Here is a 19,931-nt window from a genome sequence, read left to right as displayed (position 1 = left end):
GGATGATTGGTTGTCCAATCACCTTCCGGCCTTTTCTACGACTTGGAGCACCATGGCGCTGTCCTCTCCCCGGCGTTCCGCGCTCTCCGACCAGGTGATCACGGAACTGCGGAACCAGATCACGTCGGGCGAATGGCCGGTCGGATCGCGGATCCCCACCGAACCCGAGCTGGTCGAGCAGCTGGGCGTGGCCCGTAACACCGTCCGCGAGGCCGTGCGCGCGCTCGCCCACAACGGGCTGCTCGACATCCGGCAGGGCTCGGGAACGTATGTCATCGCGACGAGCGAGCTGGCCGGGGTGATGCACCGCAGGTTCGCCGGCGCGGATCCGCGGCATGTCGCTGAGCTGCGCTCCACGCTGGAGTCCTCGGCCGCGCGGCTGGCGGCGGAGCGGCGTACGGAGCGGGATCTGCGGCAGCTGGACACCCTGCTCGCACGGCGCGAGGAGGCCTGGAGCGCGGGCGACGCGGACCGGTTCGTGGCCGCGGACGCGACGCTGCATCTGGCGGTCGTCTCGGCCTCGCACAACGATGTGCTGACGGCGCTCTACGCGGACCTGGGTCATCTGCTGCGCGACTGGCTCCGCGACGACGTGGGGCGGGAGCTGCGGCCCGAGGACCATATGGACCACGCACGGCTGGTGGCGGCGATCAGGGACGGCGATGTGGAGGCGGCGGGGGCCGAGGCCGCGAGTCATGCCCTCAGTTGCCAGCGCGAAAGAGTCTGAGCACGGAAGCCGCGCGCCGTCCGCTGGACGGTCGCGCGGCTTCCGGAGGTACGTACGGGGGTCAGGCGCCCATCATGTGCACGCCGCCGTCGACATGGACGATCTCGCCGGTCGTCTTCGGGAAGAAGTCCGACAGCAGACCGACGACACCACGGCCGGCCGGGTCCGGGTCGGACAGGTCCCAGCCGATCGGGGCGCGGTGGTTCCACACGTCCGCGAGCTCCTCGAAGCCCGGGATGGACTTGGCGGCCATCGACTTGAGCGGACCCGCCGAGACCAGGTTGCAGCGGATGTTCCTGGCACCCAGGTCACGGGCGAGATAGCGGCTGGTGGACTCCAGCGCCGCCTTGGCGACGCCCATCCAGTCGTACTTGGGCCAGGCGACCTGCGCGTCGAAGGTGAGGCCGACCACCGAGCCGCCACGCTCCATCAGCGGCAGACAGGCCGTCGTCAGCGACTTCAGGGAGTACGCCGAGACATGCACCGCCGTCGAGACGTCCTCCCAGCTCCCCTCCAGGAAGTTGAAGGCGCCCTGCGGGCCGAAGGCGATCGAGTGCACGACGCCGTCGAGCCCGGCGTCCTCGCCCTGGTACTCACGGATCCGGTCGGCCAGCCCGTCCAGGTGCTCCTGGTTGGTGACGTCCAGCTCGATGACCGGGGCGGTCTTGGGCAGCCGCTTGGCGATGCGCTCGACGAGGGAGAGCCGGCCGAAGCCGGTGAGGATGACCTCGGCGCCCTCCTCCTGCGCCACCTTGGCGGCGTGGAAGGCGATGGAGCTGTCGGTGAGGACGCCCGTCACGAGAATGCGCTTGCCGGCGAGGATTCCACTCATGTGATCAGTGACCCATGCCCAATCCGCCGTCAACGGGAATGACGGCTCCAGTGATGTACGAGGCGTCGTCGGAGGCGAGGAACCGCACGGTCGCGGCGATCTCCTCCGGCTGCGCATAGCGGCCGAGCGGCACCTGAGAGACGATGCCCGCGCGCTGCTCGTCGGTGAGGACCTTCGTCATGTCCGTGTCGACGAAGCCGGGCGCGACGACGTTGAAGGTGATGTTCCGCGAGCCCAGTTCGCGGGCGAGGGAGCGGGCGAAACCGACCAGGCCGGCCTTGGACGCGGCGTAGTTCGCCTGGCCCGCCGAACCGAGCAGCCCCACCACCGAGGAGATGAGGACGACACGGCCCTTCTTGGCGCGCAGCATGGCGCGGTTGGCGCGCTTGACGACCCGGAAGGTGCCGGTGAGGTTGGTGTCGAGGACGGCGGCGAAGTCCTCCTCGGACATCCGCATCAGCAACTGGTCCTTGGTGATACCGGCGTTGGCCACCAGCACCTCCACGGGACCGTGCTTCTCCTCGATCTCCTTGTAGGCCTGCTCCACCTGCTCGGTGTCGGTGATGTCGCAGCGGACCGCCAGGCAGCCCAGCTCCGTCAGGGCCTCCGGCGGCTCGCCGGAGCGGTAGGTGATGGCGACCTTGTCGCCGTTGTCGGCGAAAGCGCGGGCGATGGCGAGGCCGATGCCCCGGTTTCCTCCGGTGACGAGAACCGAGCGGCTCAACGGATGGGCCTTTCCCTAGCGGTCTGGTACCTCGAAAACCTATCGGTCCCGTCCCGTCCGCGGAGAATCGACCCCTGACAGCGCCTCGGTACGGACCCTGTTGGATCCCTACAGAAAGTGGTGGGCAAGCGGACCGCCGACGCGACATGATCGGGGCGACCGGTCCGGACGACAGGGAGACATCAGTGCCTCATTCCATCGACGAAGCCTTCACGGCACTGCCGCTGCGGGCGCTCGCCGACGCCGCGCTCGCCAGGGCGCGGGCGCTCGGCGCCGAGCATGCCGACTTCCGCTTCGAGCGGGTGCGCAGCGCGTCCTGGCGGCTGCGGGACGCCAAGCCCGCGGGGTCGTCGGACACCACGGATCTCGGCTACGCGGTCCGGGTGGTGCACGGCGGCGCCTGGGGCTTCGCGTCGGGGGTCGATCTGTCCATGGACGCGGCGGCGCGGGTCGCGGGGCAGGCGGTGGCGATGGCGAAGCTGTCCGCGAAGGTGATTTCCGCCGCCGGTTCCGACGAGCGCGTCGAGCTGGCGGAGGAGCCGGTGCACGCCGACAAGACCTGGGTGTCGGCGTACGAGACCGACCCGTTCGGCGTACCCGACCAGGACAAGAGCGGGCTGCTGGCGGAGTGGAGCGCGCGGCTGCTGCGGGCCGAGGGCGTCGCCCATGTGGACGCGTCGCTGGTCACCGTCCATGAGAACAAGTTCTACGCGGACACCGCGGGCACCGTCACCACCCAGCAGCGGGTCCGGCTGCATCCGCAGCTCACCGCCGTCGCGGTCGACGGCAAGAGCGGTGAGTTCGACTCGATGCGGACGATCGCCCCGCCCGTCGGCCGGGGCTGGGAGTACCTCACGGGGACCGGCTGGGACTGGGACTCCGAGCTGGAGCGCATCCCCGGGCTGCTCGCCGAGAAGATGCGCGCGCCGAGCGTCGAGGCGGGGACGTACGACCTGGTCGTCGACCCGTCGAATCTCTGGCTGACGATCCACGAGTCGATCGGCCATGCCACCGAGCTGGACCGGGCGCTGGGCTACGAGGCGGCGTACGCCGGGACCTCCTTCGCCACCTTCGACCAGCTCGGGAAGCTGGAGTACGGCTCGTCGGTGATGAATGTGACGGGCGACAGGACCGCCGAACACGGGCTGGCCACCATCGGGTACGACGACGAGGGCGTCGGGGCGCAGTCGTGGGACCTGGTCAAGGACGGCACGCTCGTCGGCTACCAGCTGGACCGCCGGATCGCGAAGCTCACCGGCCTCGGCCGCTCGAACGGCTGCGCGTACGCCGACTCGCCGGGCCATGTGCCCGTACAGCGCATGGCGAACGTGTCGCTGCGGCCGGATCCGGGCGGTCTCGCCACGGAGGACCTGATCGGCGGGGTGGAGCGCGGGATCTATGTGGTCGGCGACCGGTCGTGGTCGATCGACATGCAGCGCTACAACTTCCAGTTCACCGGCCAGCGGTTCTTCCGTATCGAGAACGGCAAGCTGGCGGGCCAGCTGCGCGATGTCGCCTACCAGGCGACGACGACGGACTTCTGGGGCTCGATGGAGGCGGTCGGCGGACCGCAGACGTATGTCCTGGGCGGCGCCTTCAACTGCGGCAAGGCCCAGCCGGGCCAGGTCGCGGCGGTCTCCCACGGCTGCCCCTCCGCCCTGTTCCGCGGCGTCAACATTCTGAACACCACGCAGGAGGCCGGACGATGACCACGAGCCGCATCAGCAAGCCGCACGAGATCGTCGAGCGTGCTCTCGAACTGTCCACCGCCGACGGCTGTGTGGTCATCGCCGACGAGGAGTCCTCCGCCAATCTGCGCTGGGCGGGCAACGCGCTGACCACCAACGGGGTCACCCGTGGCCGGACGCTGACCGTCATCGCGACCGTCGACGGCTCGCAGGGCACCGCCTCCGGCGTGGTGTCGCGCTCCGCCGTCACCGCCGACGATCTGGAGCCGCTCGTACGGGCCGCCGAGGCCGCCGCGCGCACGGCGGGCCCCGCCGAGGACGCCCAGCCGCTGGTCGGCACCGACCGGGCCGGTCAGACGTCCGGGGACTTCATGGACGCGCCCGCCGAGACGACCTCCGCGGTCTTCGCGGACTTCGCGCCGGCGCTCGGCGAGTCGTTCGCCCGCGCCCGCGCCGGCGGCCGTCAGCTGTACGGTTTCGCCAACCACGAGATGACCTCGACCTACCTCGGTACGTCGACGGGGGTACGGCTGCGCCACGACCAGCCCAGCGGCACGCTGGAGCTGAACGCCAAGTCCCCCGACCGCTCCCGCTCGGCGTGGGCGGGCCGCGCCACCCGTGATTTCAAGGACGTGGACCCGGCGGCCCTCGACGCCGAGCTGGCGCGGCGGCTGGCCTGGGCCGAGCGCCGGATCGAGCTGCCGGCCGGGCGGTACGAGACGCTGCTGCCGCCGACCGCCGTGGCGGATCTGCTGATCTACCAGCAGTGGTCCTCGGCCGCCCGCGACGCGGCGGAGGGCCGTACGGTCTTCTCCCGCCCCGGTGGCGGCACCCGCGTCGGCGAGACGCTCTCCGAGCTGCCGCTCACGCTGCGCAGCGACCCGAACGAGCCGGGCCTCGAGTCCGCGCCGTTCGTGATCGCGCACTCCTCGGGCGACGACGCCTCCGTCTTCGACAACGGGCTGCCGCTGGGGGCGACGGACTGGGTACGGGACGGCAAGCTGGAACACCTGGGCACCACCCGGCACAGCGCCGCCCTGACCGGGCTCCCGGTCGCGCCCGGCATCGGCAATCTGATTCTGGACGGCGGGGGTGAGCGCTCGCTGGAGGAGATGGTGTCCTCGACCGCGCGCGGGCTGCTGCTGACCTGTCTGTGGTACATCCGGGAGGTCGATCCGGCGACGCTGCTGCTGACCGGACTGACCAGGGACGGCGTATATCTCGTCGAGAACGGCGAGGTCGTCGGCGAGGTGAACAACTTCCGGTTCAACGAGTCGCCGGTCGGTCTGCTGTCGCGGGCCGCCGAGGCGGGACGTACGGAGAAGACCCTGCCGCGGGAGTGGGGCGACTGGTTCACCAGGGCCGCCATGCCCGCCCTGCGCATTCCCGATTTCAATATGAGCTCGGTCAGCCGGGGAGTATGACCCCCATACACTGGCGGGCAGAGACCGGCCTCGTTCCGGGCCGCATCGATCAAGGAGAGACACGACCGTGACGGACATCGTCGACGAGCTGAAGTGGCGCGGGCTGTTCGCCCAGTCCACTGACGAGGACGCTTTGCGCAAGGCGCTCGCGGACGGTCCCGTCACGTTCTATTGCGGCTTCGATCCCACGGCGGCCAGCCTGCACGTGGGGCATCTCGTGCAGGTGCTGACCGTACGCCGGCTCCAGCAGGCCGGGCACCGGCCGCTGGCCCTGGTGGGCGGGGCCACCGGTCAGATCGGTGACCCCAGGCCGACCGCCGAGCGGACGCTGAACGATCCGGCGACCGTCGCGGGCTGGGTGGACCGGCTGCGCTCCCAGATCGAGCCGTTCCTCTCCTTCGAGGGCCCGAACGCCGCCACCATGGTCAACAACCTGGACTGGACCGCGGGCCTGTCCGCGATCGAGTTCCTGCGGGACGTCGGCAAGCACTTCCGGGTGAACAAGATGCTCACCAAGGACTCCATCGCCCGCCGGCTGGAGTCCGACGAGGGCATCAGCTACACCGAGTTCAGCTACCAGCTGCTCCAGAGCATGGACTTCCTGGAGCTGTACCGGCGCTACGACTGTGTCCTGCAGCAGGGCGGCAGCGACCAGTGGGGCAATCTCACCGCGGGCCTCGACCTGATCCACCGCCTGGAGCCGGGTGCCACCGTGCACGCCCTGGCCACCCCGCTGATGACGAAGGCGGACGGGACCAAGTTCGGCAAGACCGAGAGCGGGGCGGTCTGGCTCGACCCGGAGATGACCACTCCGTACGCCTTCTACCAGTTCTGGCTGAACGTGGACGACCGTGACATCGCCACGTACAGCCGCATCCTCAGCTTCAAGAGCCGCGAGGAGCTGGAGGAGCTGGAGCAGGTCACCCTGGAGCGTCCGCAGGCCCGCGCGGCCCAGCGGGCGCTGGCGGAGGAGCTGACGACCCTCGTCCACGGCGCGGACCAGTGCGCGGCGGTCGTCGCCGCGTCCCGCGCGCTCTTCGGACAGGGGGAGCTGACGGGGCTGGACGAGGCGACGCTGAGTGCGGCGCTCTCCGAGGTGCCGCGCGCGACGGTCGCCGAGCTGGGCCCGATGGTCGAACTCTTCGCCGAGGCCGGTCTCGCGCCGAGCAAGTCGGCGGCCCGCCGCACCGTCAAGGAGGGCGGGGCGTACGTGAACAACGTCAAGGTCGCCGACGCGGACACCGTGCCGGACCGTGCGGACCTGCTGCACGGCCGCTGGCTGGTGCTGCGCCGGGGCAAGAAGAATCTGGCCGCGATCGAGGTCACGGCCGGCTGATCCATGGCCGTCCCCGTCCGGGACGGCGCACGGCCGCGGCCGGGCACGCGTCACATACGCGCGCCCGGCCGCGGCCGTACCGCCCCGTGCCGGCTCAGGCTCGCTGCTTGTTCGCCCGGTTGCCCCGGATCATGCTCCAGAGCCGCTCGCCCACGAGGACCACGAGGATGGCGCCGACCAGCTGGAGCACATGGCGGGTCCAGTCGATGCCGTTGGTGTGGGCGACACCCAGCCACCCGGCGACGGCGTTGCCGAGGATGCTGCCCAGGATGCCGAACACGATCGTCAGCCACAGGGGGATGTGCTGCTTGCCCGGGATGATCGCCCTGGCGAGCACACCGAGTACGAGACCCACGATGATGACCCACAGCCAGTTCATGTCCGCCTCCTCGCACCGCGCGGTATACGCGTGAGCGTCAGTCTGTGTGGAGCGGCCGTACGCCGCATGTCGGACGGCGCCGTACGTGGTGGGACCAGAGGTATCGGGTCAGGATGAGGGGTGCCCCGCTCTCGTACGCGCCTGAGCCGCGGCGTACCGTGGTTCTGGTCCGGTCCGGGGAGAGTCCGGCACAGGAATCGGGTGGTGGAACGTGACGCGGAAGCGCGGCAGCACCGAGGTCTTCCGGATCACCGGGGCCCGGCAGGGACTCGCCGACGATGTGCGCGGCCGGCAGCGCCGGTACGTGATCTCGATGCTGGTACGGACGCTCGCGGTGATCCTGACCGTGGCCCTGTGGAACGTGGAACGGCCGGTCGCGATCGTGACCCTGGCCCTGGGGGTGCTGCTGCCGTACGTGGCCGTGGTGATCGCCAACGCAGGCCGGGAGAACGCTCCTTCCATGCCGTCGGCATATGTCTCCGCCCCGGTCCTTCCGATGATCGCGCCGGCGCCAGGACCCGGTGCGGCGGAAGCCGGCGCCGGGGCCACCGACCGTGAGCAGCCCTCGACCTGACGCGAGCAGACGCGGCCGAGCGGGTGCGGAGCCGGTCCCGAACGGTCCGCAAAGCTCAATAAAAGCTCAGATCAATCGTGAAGTTCCGGTGCACCACACGCCGTTGCCCGTGACATACTTTGTAGGCGCTCCGCATCCCCCGTCGGAGCGACGGACCGACGCCGGGCAGCTCCCCCCGTGGCTGCTCGGCGTCGCCCTTTTGGGCCGACGGACGCGGCCCGGGGAGCGCCGGGTGGACTCACTTAGAGTGGTCGGGTGAACTTCCCCGAATCCGCCGCCTCCGACGACGCGGCGCCGGTCTGCTCCGCGAAGGGCTGCCGCGCGGCCGCCGTCTGGGTCCTGGCCTGGAACAATCCCAAGCTGCACACGCCGGAGCGCCGCAAGACCTGGCTGGCCTGCGACGAACATCGCGAGCATCTGTCCTCGTTCCTGAACGTGCGCGGCTTCCTGAAGGACGTGGTGACCCTGGAGGCGTGGGAGCGCGGCCCGGCCACCGATCGCTGACCTCTCAGCCGCCGATCGCCGACATCGGCCGGTCGGGCTGGAGAAAGGCCGGGTCGTCGAGGCCGGAGCCGGCCTTCTTGCCCCACATCGCCAGCTTCCAGAGCGTGGCGATCTCCTCGTCGGGCGCCTCGGAGCGCAGCGCGGCCCGCAGGTCCGTCTCTTCCCGGGCGAACAGGCAATTGCGCACCTGCCCGTCGGCGGTGAGCCGGGTGCGGTCACAGGCGTGGCAGAACGGGCGGGTGACGGAGGCGATCACGCCGACGCGCTGCGGCCCGCCGTCGACGATCCAGCGCTCGGCCGGCGCCGAGCCACGCACGGAGTCGCCCTCCGGGATCAATATGAAGCGCGTACGCAGCGACTCCAGGATGTCACCGGCCGTGACCATCCCGTCGCGCTTCCAGCCGTGCTGGGCGTCGAGCGGCATCTGTTCGATGAAGCGCAGCTCGTAGCCGTGGTCCAGGGCCCAGGCGAGCAGGTCGGGGGCCTCGTCGTCGTTGAGGCCGGGCATCAGGACGGTATTGATCTTGACCGGGGTCAGTCCGGCGTCGCGGGCCGCCAGCAGGCCGTCGATCACATCCGCGTGCCGGTCGCGCCGGGTGAGGTCCTTGAAGACATCGGGCCGCAGGGTGTCGAGCGAGACATTGACCCGGTCCAGGCCCGCGGCCTTCAGCGCGGCGGCCGTGCGCTTGAGTCCGAGGCCGTTGGTGGTCACCGACATGCTGGGGCGCGGCTCCAGGGCCGCGCAGCGCTCGACGATCCCGACGAGGCCGGGCCGGATCAGCGGCTCACCGCCGGTGAAGCGGACTTCGGTGATCCCCAGGCGCGTCACGGCGATCCGGACGAGGCGGACGATTTCGTCGTCGCTCAGCAGGTCCGACTTGGTGAGCCACTGCAGGCCTTCTTCGGGCATGCAGTACGTACACCGGAGATTGCACCGGTCCGTGAGCGAGACACGCAGGTCGGTCGCCACACGGCCGTAGGTGTCGATGAGCACTGTGGGCCCCCTCCCTCGTGATCCGTGATCGACACTGTCGAGCCTACGGCAGACCTCTGACATCGCCAGAGGGCCTTTGCCACGAGGAGCGCCGCGGCCGCGTCGTAGGACTCTACGACGCGGCCGCGGAAAAGGCTGTTGTACGGACAAACTCGGGGCCTTGGCCGATGCGCCGTTCGGCGCACCGGTCAGTGTGCTCCGGTGCCGGTGAGGGACTTGACCTCCAGCTCCGCGTACTTGCCCTTGTCCGCCTTCTCCTTCGACAGCAGGGTGCCCAGCCAGCCGAGCAGGAAGCCCAGCGGGATCGAGATCAGACCGGGGTTCTCCAGCGGGAAGAAGTGGAAGTCGACGCCGGGGAACATCGACGTGGGCTTCCCGGAGACGACCGGGGAGAACAGCACGAGCAGCACGGACGAGCCGAGACCGCCGTAGATCGACCACAGGGCGCCCTGGGTGGTGAACTTCTTCCAGAACAGGCTGTAGAGGATCGTCGGCAGATTGGCCGAGGCGGCGACGGCGAACGCGAGCGCGACCAGACCCGCCACGTTCAGATCGCGCGCGAGGGCGCCGAGTGCGATGGAGACGACGCCGATGGCGACGGTGGCCCAGCGCGCCGCGCGGACCTCCTCCTTCTCGGTGGCCTGGCCCTTGCGGATGACATTGGCGTAGATGTCGTGGGCGAACGACGACGAGGACGCCAGGGTCAGGCCCGCGACCACCGCGAGGATGGTGGCGAAGGCGACCGCGGAGATCACGGCGAGCAGGATGGCGCCGCCGGTCGAACCGGCCCCGCCGCCGATCTCCAGGGCGGCCAGCGGAGCCGCCGTATTGCCCGCCTTGTTGGAGGCGATGATGTCCCCGGGCTTGAGCAGGGCGGCCGCGCCGAAGCCGAGCACGATGGTCATCAGGTAGAAGGCGCCGATGATGCCGATGGCCCAGTTCACCGACTTGCGGGCGGCCTTGGCGGTCGGCACGGTGTAGAAGCGGATCAGGATGTGCGGCAGGCCCGCCGTACCGAGCACCAGCGCGATACCGAGCGAGATGAAGTCCAGCTTCGAGACCGAGGTGGCACCGTACTTGAGGCCGGGCTCCAGGAAGGCCGAGCCCTTGCCGCTGTTGCTCGCCGCCGTGCCCAGCAGGTCGGAGAGGTTGAAGTTGAACTTCAGCAGGATGAGGAAGGTGATCAGCAGGGTACCCGCGATGAGCAGGACCGCCTTGACCATCTGGACCCAGGTGGTGCCCTTCATTCCGCCGATGGTCACGTACACGATCATCAGCAGGCCGACCAGGGCGACGATGGCGATCTTCCCGCCGTCGCTGGTGATACCGAGCAGCAGCGAGACCAGCACACCCGCGCCGGCCATCTGCGCCAGCAGATAGAAGATCGAGACGACGATGGTGGAGGCGCCGGCCGCGGTGCGTACCGGGCGCTGGCGCATGCGGTACGCGAGGACGTCGCCCATCGTGTACCGGCCGGAGTTGCGCAGCGGTTCGGCGACGAGCAGCAGCGCGACCAGCCAGGCGACCAGGAATCCGATGGAGTAGAGGAAGCCGTCGTAGCCGAAGAGGGCGATGGCCCCGGCGATGCCGAGGAAGGAGGCGGCCGACATGTAGTCGCCGGAGACGGCCAGGCCGTTCTGGAAGGCGGTGAACTGCCGTCCGCCCGCGTAGAAGTCGGCGGCGCTCTTGGTCTGGCGGCCGGCCCAGACGGTGATGACCAGGGTCGCCACGACGAAGGCGGCGAAGAGCGTGATGATCAGCGGCCGGTGCTCGCTGGCGTCCGAGGCGGCGGCGAGCTGCAGCTGGACCGAGTGACTCATGCGTCGGCCTCCATACGGGACTTGATGGCTTCCGCCTTCGGGTCGAGCCTGCGGGCCGCGTGCCGTGAGTAGAGCCAGGCGATGAGGAAGGTGGTGGCGAACTGGGCGAGTCCGAAGACAAGAGCGACGTTGATGTTGCCGAAGAGCTTGGTGCCCATGAAGCCGCCCGCGTAGTTGGACAGCAGGACGTACAGCAGGTACCAGGCGATGAAGGCGACGGTCAGCGGGAAGGCGAAGGAGCGGTACGTACGGCGCAGTTCGCCGAATTCCGCGCTCTCCTGCACCTCGACGAACTGAGCCGTCGTGGGCTGGGCCGGTGTGGACGGGGCCGGCGTGTTCTGGTCTGGGCTGGTGGCCGTACCGCCCTCGGGCGGCGGTGCATCGGTAGCCACGGAATCTCCTCGTGACGCGGGTGCGGTGGGGTTGGACAAGGGGGACCTCTTGAGGGGCTGTGAGGGTGCGGTGATGGTGCTCGTCCCCCTGACAACGGCACGGGAGGCACGGCGAAGCGGTTCAACCTCAGCCTTTTTCTTCTGGAAAGGATTGATGAATACCACTGGTCGGAGATAGCTTCCCTGGTCATGTACCCGTCCGTGCGCAGCGTGCGCAAGGGCGGCTCTCACGGATGATGTGGAGAACCCATGGCTCATCTGGGATCCAGACGGCGGCGCGCACTCGCTCTGCCCGCAGGTCTGGCGCTCACCGCTTCGCTCGGCTTCCTGCCGACCGGTACGGCCGCGGCCGCCCCGGCCGACAGCGCCACCGCCGCGGTCACCGCGGTCGGTCCGAAGCTCTCGTACGTCGTCAACACCTATGGCGGGCGCTCCACGGTCAAGTCGGTCAAGAAGGAGATCGGCCGGGCCGGCGGCAAGGTGGTCACGTCCTATGACCAAATAGGTGTCATCGTCGCCACCTCGGAGAACCCTGACTTCGCGAAGACCATTCGCAAGGTCAGCGGCGTCAACTCGGCCGGTGCCACCCGCACCGCGCCCATGCCCGCGCAGTCCACGACGGACATGGGTGCGCCCCGGGTGCTCACCGCGGCGGAGCTCGCGGCCGCGAAGGCCGACAAGGCCGTCGGCCAGGACCCGCTGGAGCCTCTGCAGTGGGACCTGCCCGCCATCAAGGCGGACCAGGCGCACAAGAAGTCCCTCGGCAGCCGGAAGGTCACGGTCGCCGTCATCGACACGGGTGTCGACGACACCCACCCGGACATCGCGCCGAACTTCGACCGCAAGGCGTCGGTCAACTGCGTCAGCGGCAAGCCGGACACGACGGACGGCGCCTGGCGGCCGAGCGCCGAGGAGAGCCCGCACGGCACGCATGTCGCGGGCGAGATCGCGGGTGCCAAGAACGGCATCGGCATGACCGGTGTCGCGCCGGGCGTGAAGGTGTCCGGCATCAAGGTGTCCACCACGGCCGGCTGGTTCTACACGGAGGCCGTCGTCTGCGGCTTCATGTGGGCCGCCGACCACGACGTCGATGTGACGAACAACAGCTATTACACCGACCCGTGGTACTTCAACTGCAAGAACGACCCGGACCAGAAGGCCCTGGTCGAGGCGATCACCCGCGCGACGAAGTACGCCGAGAGCAAGGGCACGGTCAATGTGGCCGCGGCGGGCAACGAGAACTACGATCTCGCGTCCGACTCGATCACCGACACGACCAGCCCGAACGACACCACTCCGGGCGAGCGGGTCATCGACCCGTCCAAGTGCCTCGACATACCGACCCAGCTTCCGGGCGTGGTCACCGTGGCGTCCACCGGCGCCAAGGGCCTGAAGTCGTCGTTCTCCAACTACGGCCTCGGCATCATCGACATCGCGGCCCCGGGCGGCGACTCCACCAGGTACCAGACACCGGCCCCGCCGGCGACCAGCGGTCTGATCCTGGGCCCGCTGCCGGGCGGCCAGTGGGGTTACATGGCCGGCACGTCAATGGCGTCCCCGCATGTCGCGGGTGTCGCCGCGCTGTTGAAGTCCACGCACCCGAACGCCTCCGCCCAGACCATCAAGACGCTTCTGACGGCCCAGGCCGACGATGTCGCCTGCCCGACGCCGTACGACATCGACGGTGACGGAGAGGTCGACGCCGTCTGTGAGGGCGGCAAGGCCCACAACGGCTTCTACGGGGCCGGCATCGCCGACGCCCTGGACGCGGTGCGCGGTTAAGCAGTACGCCGCTCCGCACTGATCACATAGGCAGTACACGCGCGGGCCGTCCCCCTCGATGGGGGGCGGCCCGCGTCCTGTCGGCACGGCACAGGTCAACCGGTGGCGCGGCCCGCCCCGTACGCCCGCGCCCGGGATCCGTGACGGAGTGATCCGGCGGCCAGCAGCGACTGCGCCGCGAGATAGCTGAGCATGATCCAGAAGTCCGGCGCGGGCGGCCTCGGCCAGTCCGCGATGCCCGCCGCGATCAGGGTGTCGGAGAGCAGGAAGAGCGCGCCGCCGGCTCCCGCGAGCGGCCCGAGGCCGCCGGCCCGCCAGGCCATGGCGGTGAGCAGCAGGCTGTAGCCGGCCACCGGGACGCGCAGTTCGGCGGGGAGGCCGGGCCAGAGCAGCGCGACGGTGACGGCGAGGATGAGTACGTAGACCGCTCCGAGGAGTCCCTGCGGACGCCCCCGCCGGAAGAGCACGAGATAGCAGACGTGCCCGGCGGCGAAGAACCCCATCCCGGCGAGGAACGCCCCGTCGGCGTCGAACATGAGAAGGACATCGCCGCCCCAGCCGAACAGCAGCGCGCCGGTCAGCAGCGGAGGTCCGCCCCGTACGGCCGTGTACGCGGCGAGCAGGGGCATCAGCAGCGGCTTGGCGACAAGATGGCCCGTCTCCCTGCCCAGGGCGAGGGAGACGAGCTCGCAGAGCGCCACGAGGAGGAACGCGGCGAGCAGCAGCCGGGCGAGCCGCTCACGCGTCGGGGGTGCGGGTACGGCGGCCGGGCGAGCGCTCATGCGGCGGACTCGGCGGCGGGCGGCGCGGCCTCGGCGGCAGCGGCTGTCCGGTTCTGTACGGGCTGCCAGCCGGGCCCGCGCAGGACGCGGCCCGCCCGCTCGCGCCAGCCGTGTGCCGCCCGGAGGTCGCGGGCGATGGCGGCGTACTCATGGGTGGCGACCCGCAGCGGGTTGTAGGTCCCGATGTTCTTGGTGAGGCCGTAGACCGGCCGTTCCGTCTCGGGCGCGAAGGAGCGGAACAGCCGGTCCCAGACGATCAGGATCCCGCCGAAGTTCCGGTCCAGGTAGCCGCCTTGGGACGCGTGGTGCACCCGGTGGTGAGAGGGGGTGTTCAGGACGTACTCGAAGGGCCGCGGCAGCTTGTCGATCCGCTCGGTGTGTACCCAGAACTGGTAGACGAGGTTCGCGGACGAGCAGAACGCGAGGGCCGCCGGATGGACACCGCAGGCGATGAGCGGGACGTAGAACGGCCAGACGGTGAGCGAGGTCCACGGCTGGCGCAGCGCGGTGGTCAGATTGAACTTGCGGCTGGAGTGGTGGACCACATGGCAGGCCCAGAGGATCCGGATGACGTGATGGCCTCGGTGGGACCAGTAGTAGAAGAAGTCCTGCGCGAGCAGCATCAGCGGGATCGTCCACCACAGGACGGGCACCCGGAGCGGCGTCAGCTCGTGGACGGCGGTGTAGACCGCGAGGATCGGGATCTTCCACAGCAGGTCGAACACCAGGCTGCCGAGTCCCATGGAGACGCTGGTGGCGGCGTCCTTGGCCGCGTAGCCTTCCGCGTCCTCGTCGGGATGAAGCCGGTAGCTCACCATTTCGACCACGGTGAGCAGCACGAAAGCGGGTATCGACCACAGCACGACATCGGGCAGGTTCGGCGGCATGCGAGCACCGTAGAGGCGGCCGCGGGGGCGCGGCTAGATGTTGTTACCGACAAGTATGCGAGACGAACTGTCAGCGGCTTTTGGTGACTTCCCCCAAAAACACGGGCGCCGTCACACCCCCGCCGCCCCCAGCAGCGTCCCCGCCGCGTACGTCACGCCCATCGCCAGCGCTCCCCCGCCCATGTTCCGCAGTATGGCCCTGCCCACCGGCGCCGCACCCAGCCGGGCGCTCCACCAGCCCGTCAGCGCCAGGGCCGCCAGCACCGAGAGGACGGTGATCAGCAGCCGCAACGACACCGGGGGCAGCACGATCGCCAGCAGCGGCAGCAGCGCGCCCACCGTGAAGGCGAGGAAGCTGGCGCCGGCCGCGTGCCAGGGGTTGGTCAGGGAGTCGGGGTCGATGCCCAGTTCCACGCTCGCGTGGGCGCGCAGAGCGTCGCGCCGGGTGAGCTGCTCGGCCGCCTCGCGGGCCACGTCCTGCGACAGACCACGCTCCGCCAGCATCCCGGTCAGCTCGTCGAGTTCGGCCTGTGGCTGTTCGCGCAGCTCGCGGCGCTCCACGGCCAGGGCGGCCTTCTCCGAGTCGCGCTGCGTGGACACCGATACGTACTCCCCCGCGGCCATCGACATGGAACCGGCCAGCAGACCGGCGAGGCCCGCCGTGATCAGCGTGGCGCGTGAGTCCGTCGCCCCGGCCACACCGACCACGATGCCCGCGGTGGAGACGATGCCGTCGTTGGCACCGAGGACCGCGGCGCGGAGCCAGTTGAGGCGGGTGCCGAGGGCGTCGCCGTGGGGCTCGTCGTGGGTGGTGTCAGTCATCCGGGGAGGGTCTCACGGACGGACCGTCACGCCCGGCGGACGGACCGCCGGACGGAGCGACGGACGCTCCCCCGTCAATGGGGCGATGGTTCACCTCCTCCGTACGGACCCTGACGGTACGACCGCTCGCGCCCCGGCGACGGCCCGTCAGGACCGACCGGCCGACGGCGTTGTCAGTCGCGGCCCGTATTCTCTGTGACCATGCTCGACGACCTGACGACTGCAGCGACGTGGCCGGCCGCCTACCCCGAGGGGTACGCGGTCGTCGACGTGGAGACCACCGGACTCGCCCGCGACGACCGGATAGTGTCCGCTGCCGTCTATCGCCTGGACGCCCGGGGCGAGGTCGAGGACCACTGGTACACGCTGGTCAATCCGGAGCGGGATCCGGGCCCCGTGTGGATCCACGGACTGACGAGTGATGTGCTGGCGGGCGCCCCGCTCTTCCCCGAGGTCGCCGCCGAGCTGGCCGAGCGGCTCGACGGCCGGGTGCTCGTCGCGCACAACGCCATCTTCGACTGGTCGATGATCGCCCGGGAGTACGCACGCGCGGAGCGGACCGCGCCCACCCGGCAGCGGCTGTGCACCATCGCGCTCTCCAAGGAGCTGGGCCTGCCCCTGCCCAACCACAAACTGGAGTCGCTCGCCGCGCACTTCGGAGTCGTACAGCAGCGCGCGCACCACGCGCTCGACGACGCGCGGGTGCTGGCAGAGGCATTCCGCCCGAGTCTGCACGCCGCGGCCCGGGACGGGGTCCGGCTGCCGCTGCTCGAATGCCTGCCGCTCACCGAGTGGTCGGACGCGCCGGCGCGGCCCCGGGTCGGCTACCAGTCGTCGTACCGGCCGACGAGCTGGCGGCCCTCGCGCAAGCGGCCGGCCTGCCCGTATCCGAACCCCGGCCGGTACGCGCCGGGCGAGCCGCTCACGCAGGGCATGCGGGTGGCGTTCTCGGGCGACACCTCCGTCGACCGTGAGCTGCTGGAGGACCGGTCCGTGGAGGCGGGGCTGCACATCGCGACGAGTGTGTCCCGGCTGACCAGCCTGCTGGTGACCAACGACCCGGGGGCCTCGACGTCCAAGACGGTCAAGGCCGCGTCGTACGGCACTCCCGTCATCGACGAGGCGGCCTTCACCCAGCTGCTGCGGGACGTGGCGCCGGCGCGCGGTTCCGTCCCGGCCCCCGCGCCGGCGCCGGAGCCCGAGTGCCTTCCGTTGTCCGCTCCCTTCCCGGCAGACGGGTGATTGGCGGGCGACTCGCCAGCGGCCCGCTCGCGCACCGGCGCCCGGCGTCACACCCTGTGGCGCATGGCACGTTGCGAGGTCTGCGGAAACGACTATGGGATGTCCTTCGAGGTGCACGCGCAGGGCGCGGTGCATGTCTTCGACTGCTTCTCCTGCGCCATCCACCGGATGGCGCCCATCTGTGAACACTGCCGGGTCCAGATCATCGGCCAGGGCGTCGAGGCCGAGGGCCACTGGTTCTGCGGGGCCCACTGCGCCCGCGCCGACGGCCGGGCGGGCATTGTCGACCGGGTCTGAACGGGGCGGATCCGGGACCAGGACGCCGGGGCACCGGACACCCGCCGTCCGGCGGGCGTCACCGGCCGGGTACCGTCGAAGGCGTGTACCGCTTCCTGTTGTCCCGGCAGTGGGTGATCCTCACCCTCCTTGCCCTCGCCCTCATCCCCGCGATGATCGAGCTGGGTTTCTGGCAGCTTCACCGGCACGAACACAAGGTCGCCCAGAACTCCCTGATCTCGGACAACCTCAAGGCGAAGCCCGTCCCGGTCACGGAGCTGACCTCCCCCGGCCATACCGTCCCGCGCGCCGACTACTGGCGCAGGGTCACCGCCACGGGCAGGTTCGACCCCGCGCACGAGGTCGTCGTACGCCGCAGGACCTCCGCCGACGACCAGGTCGGCTATCACGTCCTGATCCCCCTCATCCTGAACGACGGCCGCGCTCTCATCGTCAACCGCGGCTGGATCCCCGCCGACGGCGACCAGCGGGCCTTCCCCGACATCCCGCCCGCCCCCACGGGCGAGGTCACCGTCACCGGCCGTCTCAAGGCCGACGAGACCACGGCGTCCAGCGGCATCAGGGACCTGCGGGGTCTGCCGTCCCGCCAGGTCATGCTGATCAACAGCGGGCAGCAGCAGAAGCAGCTGGGCCGTACCGTCCTCGGCGGCTATGTCGAGCAGACCTCTCCGGTACCGGCCGGTGACAGCCCCGAGCAGATCCCGGACCCCGACGACAGCTCGATCGGCCCGCACATGGCGTACGCCGTTCAGTGGTGGCTGTTCGTCGCCGCCGTGCCCGTCGGCTGGGTCATTCTCGTACGCCGGGAGAAGCGCGACCGCGAGGCGGCGGCGGAGCGCGGCGCCACCGAGCCGGAGTCCGCGCCCGAACCCGTGACTGCCTGATGTGACCGCCTGACCCGCTGCTTAACGCCCCCGTGCTGCGGGAACAAGGGCTGGCGTGACCCAACGCATCGAGGACTACGCACTTATCGGCGATCTGCAGACCGCCGCCCTGGTCGGCATGAACGGCTCCATCGACTGGCTGTGCCTTCCTCGCTTCGACTCGGCGCCCTGCTTCGCCGCGCTGCTCGGCGACGAGGACAACGGTCACTGGCAGATCGCCCCGACGGGGGCCGGCAACTGCACCCGGCGCGGCTATCTGGGTGACTCGCTGGTGCTGGAGTCCGTGTGGGAGACCCGGACCGGCACCGTCAAGATCACCGACTTCATGCCGCAGCGCGATGTGGCGCCCGACATCGTGCGGATCGTGGAGGGCGTCAGCGGCTCGGTGGACATGAGTGCCACGTTGCGGCTGCGCTTCGACTTCGGCTCGATCGTGCCCTGGGTGCGGCGCTCGGACGGCCACCGGGTGGCGGTCGCGGGCCCCGACTCCGTCTGGCTGCGCAGCGAGCCCGAGGTCAAGACCTGGGGCCAGCATTTCAGCACGCGCTCCTCGTTCACCGTCGGTGAGGGGGAGAAGGTGGCGTTCGTCCTCACCTGGCATCCCTCCCACGAGCCGCGCCCGCCGCTGGTCGATCCGTACGAGTCGCTGCGGCACAGCCTCGAGGACTGGGAGAGCTGGGCCGAGCACTGCCAGTACAAAGGCCCGCACCGCGCCGCCGTCATGCGCTCCCTCATCACACTCAAGGCGCTCACCTACGGCCCGACCGGCGGGATCGTCGCCGCCCCCACCACCTCCCTGCCGGAGGATCTGGGCGGCGTACGCAACTGGGACTACCGCTACTGCTGGCTGCGCGATTCCACGCTGGTGCTGGGGGCGCTGCTGTCGGTCGGCTATCAGGACGAGGCGGCGGCCTGGCGCGACTGGCTGCTCCGCGCGGTCGCCGGTGACCCGGCCGATCTGCAGATCATGTACGGACTCGCCGGCGAGCGCCGGCTGCCGGAGACCGAGCTTCCGTGGCTGAGCGGCTACGCGGACTCCACCCCGGTCCGGGCCGGCAACAGCGCGGTCGATCAGCTCCAGCTCGATGTGTACGGAGAGGTCATCGACTCGCTCCATGTGGCCCGCACCGCGGGTATCGCCGCGACGCCGCACGCCTGGAATCTGGAGCTCAGCCTGCTGGGCTTCCTGGAGTCGAAGTGGCGCGAACCGGACGAGGGGCTGTGGGAGGTACGGGGCCCACGCCGGCACTTCGTGCACTCCAAGGTGATGGCGTGGGTCGCCGCGGACCGGGCCGTACGGACGCTGGAGGCCGATCCGTCGCTCAGCGGTGACGCGAGGCGGTGGCGGAACATGCGGGACGAGGTGCACCGGGAGGTGTGCGAGAAGGGCTACGACCCGGTGCGGAACACCTTCACGCAGTCGTACGGCTCCTCGGAGCTGGACGCGGCGACGCTCCTCATCCCCCGGGTCGGCTTTCTGCCGCCGGACGATCCGCGGGTCATCGGCACGGTCGACGCGGTACGGACGGAGCTGGGACACGAGGGCCTCGTACGCCGCTACACCGCGCAGGGCCCCGAGCTGGACGGCCTGCCGGGCGGCGAGGGGACCTTCCTGGTCTGCTCGTTCTGGATGGCCGACGCGCTCCATATGACGGGGCGTACGGAGGAGGCCGAGGAGCTCTTCGAGCGGCTGCTCTCGCTGCGCAACGACGTCGGGCTGCTGGCGGAGGAGTACGACCCGGTGGCCGGACGGCAGCTCGGCAACTACCCCCAGGCCTTCAGTCATATCGGACTGGTGGTGACCGCGCTGACCCTGGCCGGGATCGGCACGGCAGGATAGG

20 protein-coding genes are annotated in these 19,931 nt (G+C 70.2%); 11 read left to right on the top strand and 9 right to left on the bottom strand.

Annotated features, from left to right (window positions below; all coding sequences use genetic code 11):
- Window positions 1–52 precede the first annotated feature (52 nt).
- Complete coding sequence (locus ACFVWW_RS29320) at window positions 53–727, top strand: FadR/GntR family transcriptional regulator (RefSeq protein WP_384193229.1); 675 nt, start codon at window positions 53–55, stop codon at window positions 725–727.
- A 61-nt stretch (window positions 728–788) separates the two neighbouring features.
- On the opposite strand, the gene fabI is transcribed toward ACFVWW_RS29320, so the two are convergent.
- Window positions 789–1,559, bottom strand: coding sequence for an enoyl-ACP reductase FabI (gene fabI / locus ACFVWW_RS29315; RefSeq protein WP_384193226.1), 771 nt, complete (start codon window positions 1,557–1,559; stop codon window positions 789–791).
- 4 nt (window positions 1,560–1,563) lie between these two features.
- Window positions 1,564–2,283: a 3-oxoacyl-[acyl-carrier-protein] reductase gene (gene fabG / locus ACFVWW_RS29310; RefSeq protein ID WP_384337768.1), complete on the bottom strand. Its 720-nt coding sequence runs from the start codon at window positions 2,281–2,283 to the stop codon at window positions 1,564–1,566.
- A 185-nt stretch (window positions 2,284–2,468) separates the two neighbouring features.
- On the opposite strand from fabG, the gene ACFVWW_RS29305 reads away from it, so the two are divergent.
- The 3 genes from ACFVWW_RS29305 to tyrS all read left to right on the top strand — a co-directional run bounded on the left by ACFVWW_RS29305 (window position 2,469) and on the right by tyrS (window position 6,731).
- Window positions 2,469–3,992, top strand: a complete 1,524-nt coding sequence (locus ACFVWW_RS29305) for a TldD/PmbA family protein (RefSeq protein ID WP_389680235.1) — start codon at window positions 2,469–2,471, stop codon at window positions 3,990–3,992.
- A complete protein-coding gene (locus ACFVWW_RS29300; RefSeq protein WP_384193218.1) occupies window positions 3,989–5,395 on the top strand; it encodes a metallopeptidase TldD-related protein in 1,407 nt (468 codons plus the stop codon). The genes ACFVWW_RS29305 and ACFVWW_RS29300 overlap by 4 nt, the downstream gene beginning before the upstream one ends.
- Before the next feature lie 67 nt (window positions 5,396–5,462).
- Window positions 5,463–6,731: a tyrosine--tRNA ligase gene (tyrS, locus tag ACFVWW_RS29295; RefSeq protein ID WP_386877741.1), complete on the top strand. Its 1,269-nt coding sequence runs from the start codon at window positions 5,463–5,465 to the stop codon at window positions 6,729–6,731.
- Between the two features lie 94 nt (window positions 6,732–6,825).
- On the opposite strand, the gene ACFVWW_RS29290 is transcribed toward tyrS, so the two are convergent.
- Complete coding sequence (locus ACFVWW_RS29290) at window positions 6,826–7,110, bottom strand: GlsB/YeaQ/YmgE family stress response membrane protein (RefSeq protein ID WP_384191940.1); 285 nt, start codon at window positions 7,108–7,110, stop codon at window positions 6,826–6,828.
- Between the two features lie 211 nt (window positions 7,111–7,321).
- Between ACFVWW_RS29290 and ACFVWW_RS29285 the strand changes: the two genes are divergently transcribed.
- Window positions 7,322–7,684: a DUF3099 domain-containing protein gene (locus ACFVWW_RS29285; protein WP_384191937.1), complete on the top strand. Its 363-nt coding sequence runs from the start codon at window positions 7,322–7,324 to the stop codon at window positions 7,682–7,684.
- A 255-nt stretch (window positions 7,685–7,939) separates the two neighbouring features.
- The gene (locus ACFVWW_RS29280; protein ID WP_386877742.1) at window positions 7,940–8,188 is read left to right on the top strand and encodes a hypothetical protein; all 249 of its coding nucleotides are present in this window, start codon (window positions 7,940–7,942) and stop codon (window positions 8,186–8,188) included.
- Between the two features lie 4 nt (window positions 8,189–8,192).
- Here the strand turns inward: ACFVWW_RS29280 and moaA are convergent, their stop codons facing one another.
- The 3 genes from moaA to ACFVWW_RS29265 form a co-directional block, all read right to left on the bottom strand.
- Complete coding sequence (gene moaA, locus ACFVWW_RS29275) at window positions 8,193–9,182, bottom strand: GTP 3',8-cyclase MoaA (protein WP_384191932.1); 990 nt, start codon at window positions 9,180–9,182, stop codon at window positions 8,193–8,195.
- Window positions 9,183–9,370: 188 nt separating this feature from the next.
- Window positions 9,371–11,002, bottom strand: coding sequence for a cation acetate symporter (locus ACFVWW_RS29270; protein WP_384191929.1), 1,632 nt, complete (start codon window positions 11,000–11,002; stop codon window positions 9,371–9,373).
- The gene (locus ACFVWW_RS29265; protein WP_384191926.1) at window positions 10,999–11,394 is read right to left on the bottom strand and encodes a DUF485 domain-containing protein; all 396 of its coding nucleotides are present in this window, start codon (window positions 11,392–11,394) and stop codon (window positions 10,999–11,001) included. The genes ACFVWW_RS29270 and ACFVWW_RS29265 overlap by 4 nt, the downstream gene beginning before the upstream one ends.
- A gap of 249 nt (window positions 11,395–11,643) precedes the next feature.
- Between ACFVWW_RS29265 and ACFVWW_RS29260 the strand changes: the two genes are divergently transcribed.
- Entirely contained in the window at window positions 11,644–13,176 is a 1,533-nt protein-coding gene (locus ACFVWW_RS29260) for a S8 family serine peptidase (RefSeq protein WP_384191923.1), read from the top strand.
- Window positions 13,177–13,271: 95 nt separating this feature from the next.
- Here the strand turns inward: ACFVWW_RS29260 and ACFVWW_RS29255 are convergent, their stop codons facing one another.
- The 3 genes from ACFVWW_RS29255 to ACFVWW_RS29245 form a co-directional block, all read right to left on the bottom strand.
- Complete coding sequence (locus ACFVWW_RS29255; protein WP_386877743.1) at window positions 13,272–13,958, bottom strand: lysoplasmalogenase; 687 nt, start codon at window positions 13,956–13,958, stop codon at window positions 13,272–13,274.
- Window positions 13,955–14,845 carry a sterol desaturase family protein gene (locus tag ACFVWW_RS29250; protein WP_384191917.1) on the bottom strand — a complete coding sequence of 297 codons (891 nt, stop codon included), beginning with the start codon at window positions 14,843–14,845 and terminating at the stop codon, window positions 13,955–13,957. The genes ACFVWW_RS29255 and ACFVWW_RS29250 overlap by 4 nt, the downstream gene beginning before the upstream one ends.
- A 111-nt stretch (window positions 14,846–14,956) precedes the next feature.
- Entirely contained in the window at window positions 14,957–15,667 is a 711-nt protein-coding gene (locus ACFVWW_RS29245; protein WP_384191913.1) for a VIT family protein, read from the bottom strand.
- Window positions 15,668–15,862: 195 nt separating this feature from the next.
- On the opposite strand from ACFVWW_RS29245, the gene ACFVWW_RS29240 reads away from it, so the two are divergent.
- The 4 genes from ACFVWW_RS29240 (at window position 15,863) to ACFVWW_RS29225 (ending at window position 19,930) form a co-directional block, all read left to right on the top strand.
- Entirely contained in the window at window positions 15,863–16,909 is a 1,047-nt protein-coding gene (locus tag ACFVWW_RS29240) for a DEDDh family exonuclease (protein WP_386877744.1), read from the top strand.
- A 63-nt stretch (window positions 16,910–16,972) separates the two neighbouring features.
- Window positions 16,973–17,206 carry a hypothetical protein gene (locus tag ACFVWW_RS29235; protein ID WP_384191907.1) on the top strand — a complete coding sequence of 78 codons (234 nt, stop codon included), beginning with the start codon at window positions 16,973–16,975 and terminating at the stop codon, window positions 17,204–17,206.
- Between the two features lie 83 nt (window positions 17,207–17,289).
- Window positions 17,290–18,090: an SURF1 family protein gene (locus ACFVWW_RS29230; RefSeq protein ID WP_386877745.1), complete on the top strand. Its 801-nt coding sequence runs from the start codon at window positions 17,290–17,292 to the stop codon at window positions 18,088–18,090.
- 55 nt (window positions 18,091–18,145) lie between these two features.
- Window positions 18,146–19,930 (top strand): glycoside hydrolase family 15 protein, encoded by a 1,785-nt coding sequence (locus ACFVWW_RS29225; RefSeq protein ID WP_384191901.1) that lies wholly within the window; start codon window positions 18,146–18,148, stop codon window positions 19,928–19,930.
- Window position 19,931: the final 1 nt, after the last annotated feature.

The sequence above is a fragment of the Streptomyces sp. NPDC058198 genome (genome assembly GCF_042882605.1).
GTDB lineage: Bacteria > Actinomycetota > Actinomycetes > Streptomycetales > Streptomycetaceae > Streptomyces.
The sequence above is the reverse complement of the archived record's forward strand: the minus strand, read 5'-3'. Positions and strand labels throughout refer to the sequence as shown.

Excerpts from the sequence above, each read along its gene's own strand:
- ACFVWW_RS29320 (WP_384193229.1), top strand. The coding sequence starts at position 53 with ATGGCGCTGTCCTCTCCCCGGCGTTCCGCGCTCTCCGACCAGGTGATC.
- fabI (WP_384193226.1), bottom strand. The coding sequence starts at position 1,559 with ATGAGTGGAATCCTCGCCGGCAAGCGCATTCTCGTGACGGGCGTCCTC.
- ACFVWW_RS29300 (WP_384193218.1), top strand. The coding sequence starts at position 3,989 with ATGACCACGAGCCGCATCAGCAAGCCGCACGAGATCGTCGAGCGTGCT.
- ACFVWW_RS29290 (WP_384191940.1), bottom strand. The coding sequence starts at position 7,110 with ATGAACTGGCTGTGGGTCATCATCGTGGGTCTCGTACTCGGTGTGCTC.
- ACFVWW_RS29270 (WP_384191929.1), bottom strand. The coding sequence starts at position 11,002 with ATGAGTCACTCGGTCCAGCTGCAGCTCGCCGCCGCCTCGGACGCCAGC.
- ACFVWW_RS29260 (WP_384191923.1), top strand. The coding sequence starts at position 11,644 with ATGGCTCATCTGGGATCCAGACGGCGGCGCGCACTCGCTCTGCCCGCA.
- ACFVWW_RS29255 (WP_386877743.1), bottom strand. The coding sequence starts at position 13,958 with ATGAGCGCTCGCCCGGCCGCCGTACCCGCACCCCCGACGCGTGAGCGG.
- ACFVWW_RS29250 (WP_384191917.1), bottom strand. The coding sequence starts at position 14,845 with ATGCCGCCGAACCTGCCCGATGTCGTGCTGTGGTCGATACCCGCTTTC.
- ACFVWW_RS29245 (WP_384191913.1), bottom strand. The coding sequence starts at position 15,667 with ATGACTGACACCACCCACGACGAGCCCCACGGCGACGCCCTCGGCACC.
- ACFVWW_RS29235 (WP_384191907.1), top strand. The coding sequence starts at position 16,973 with ATGGCACGTTGCGAGGTCTGCGGAAACGACTATGGGATGTCCTTCGAG.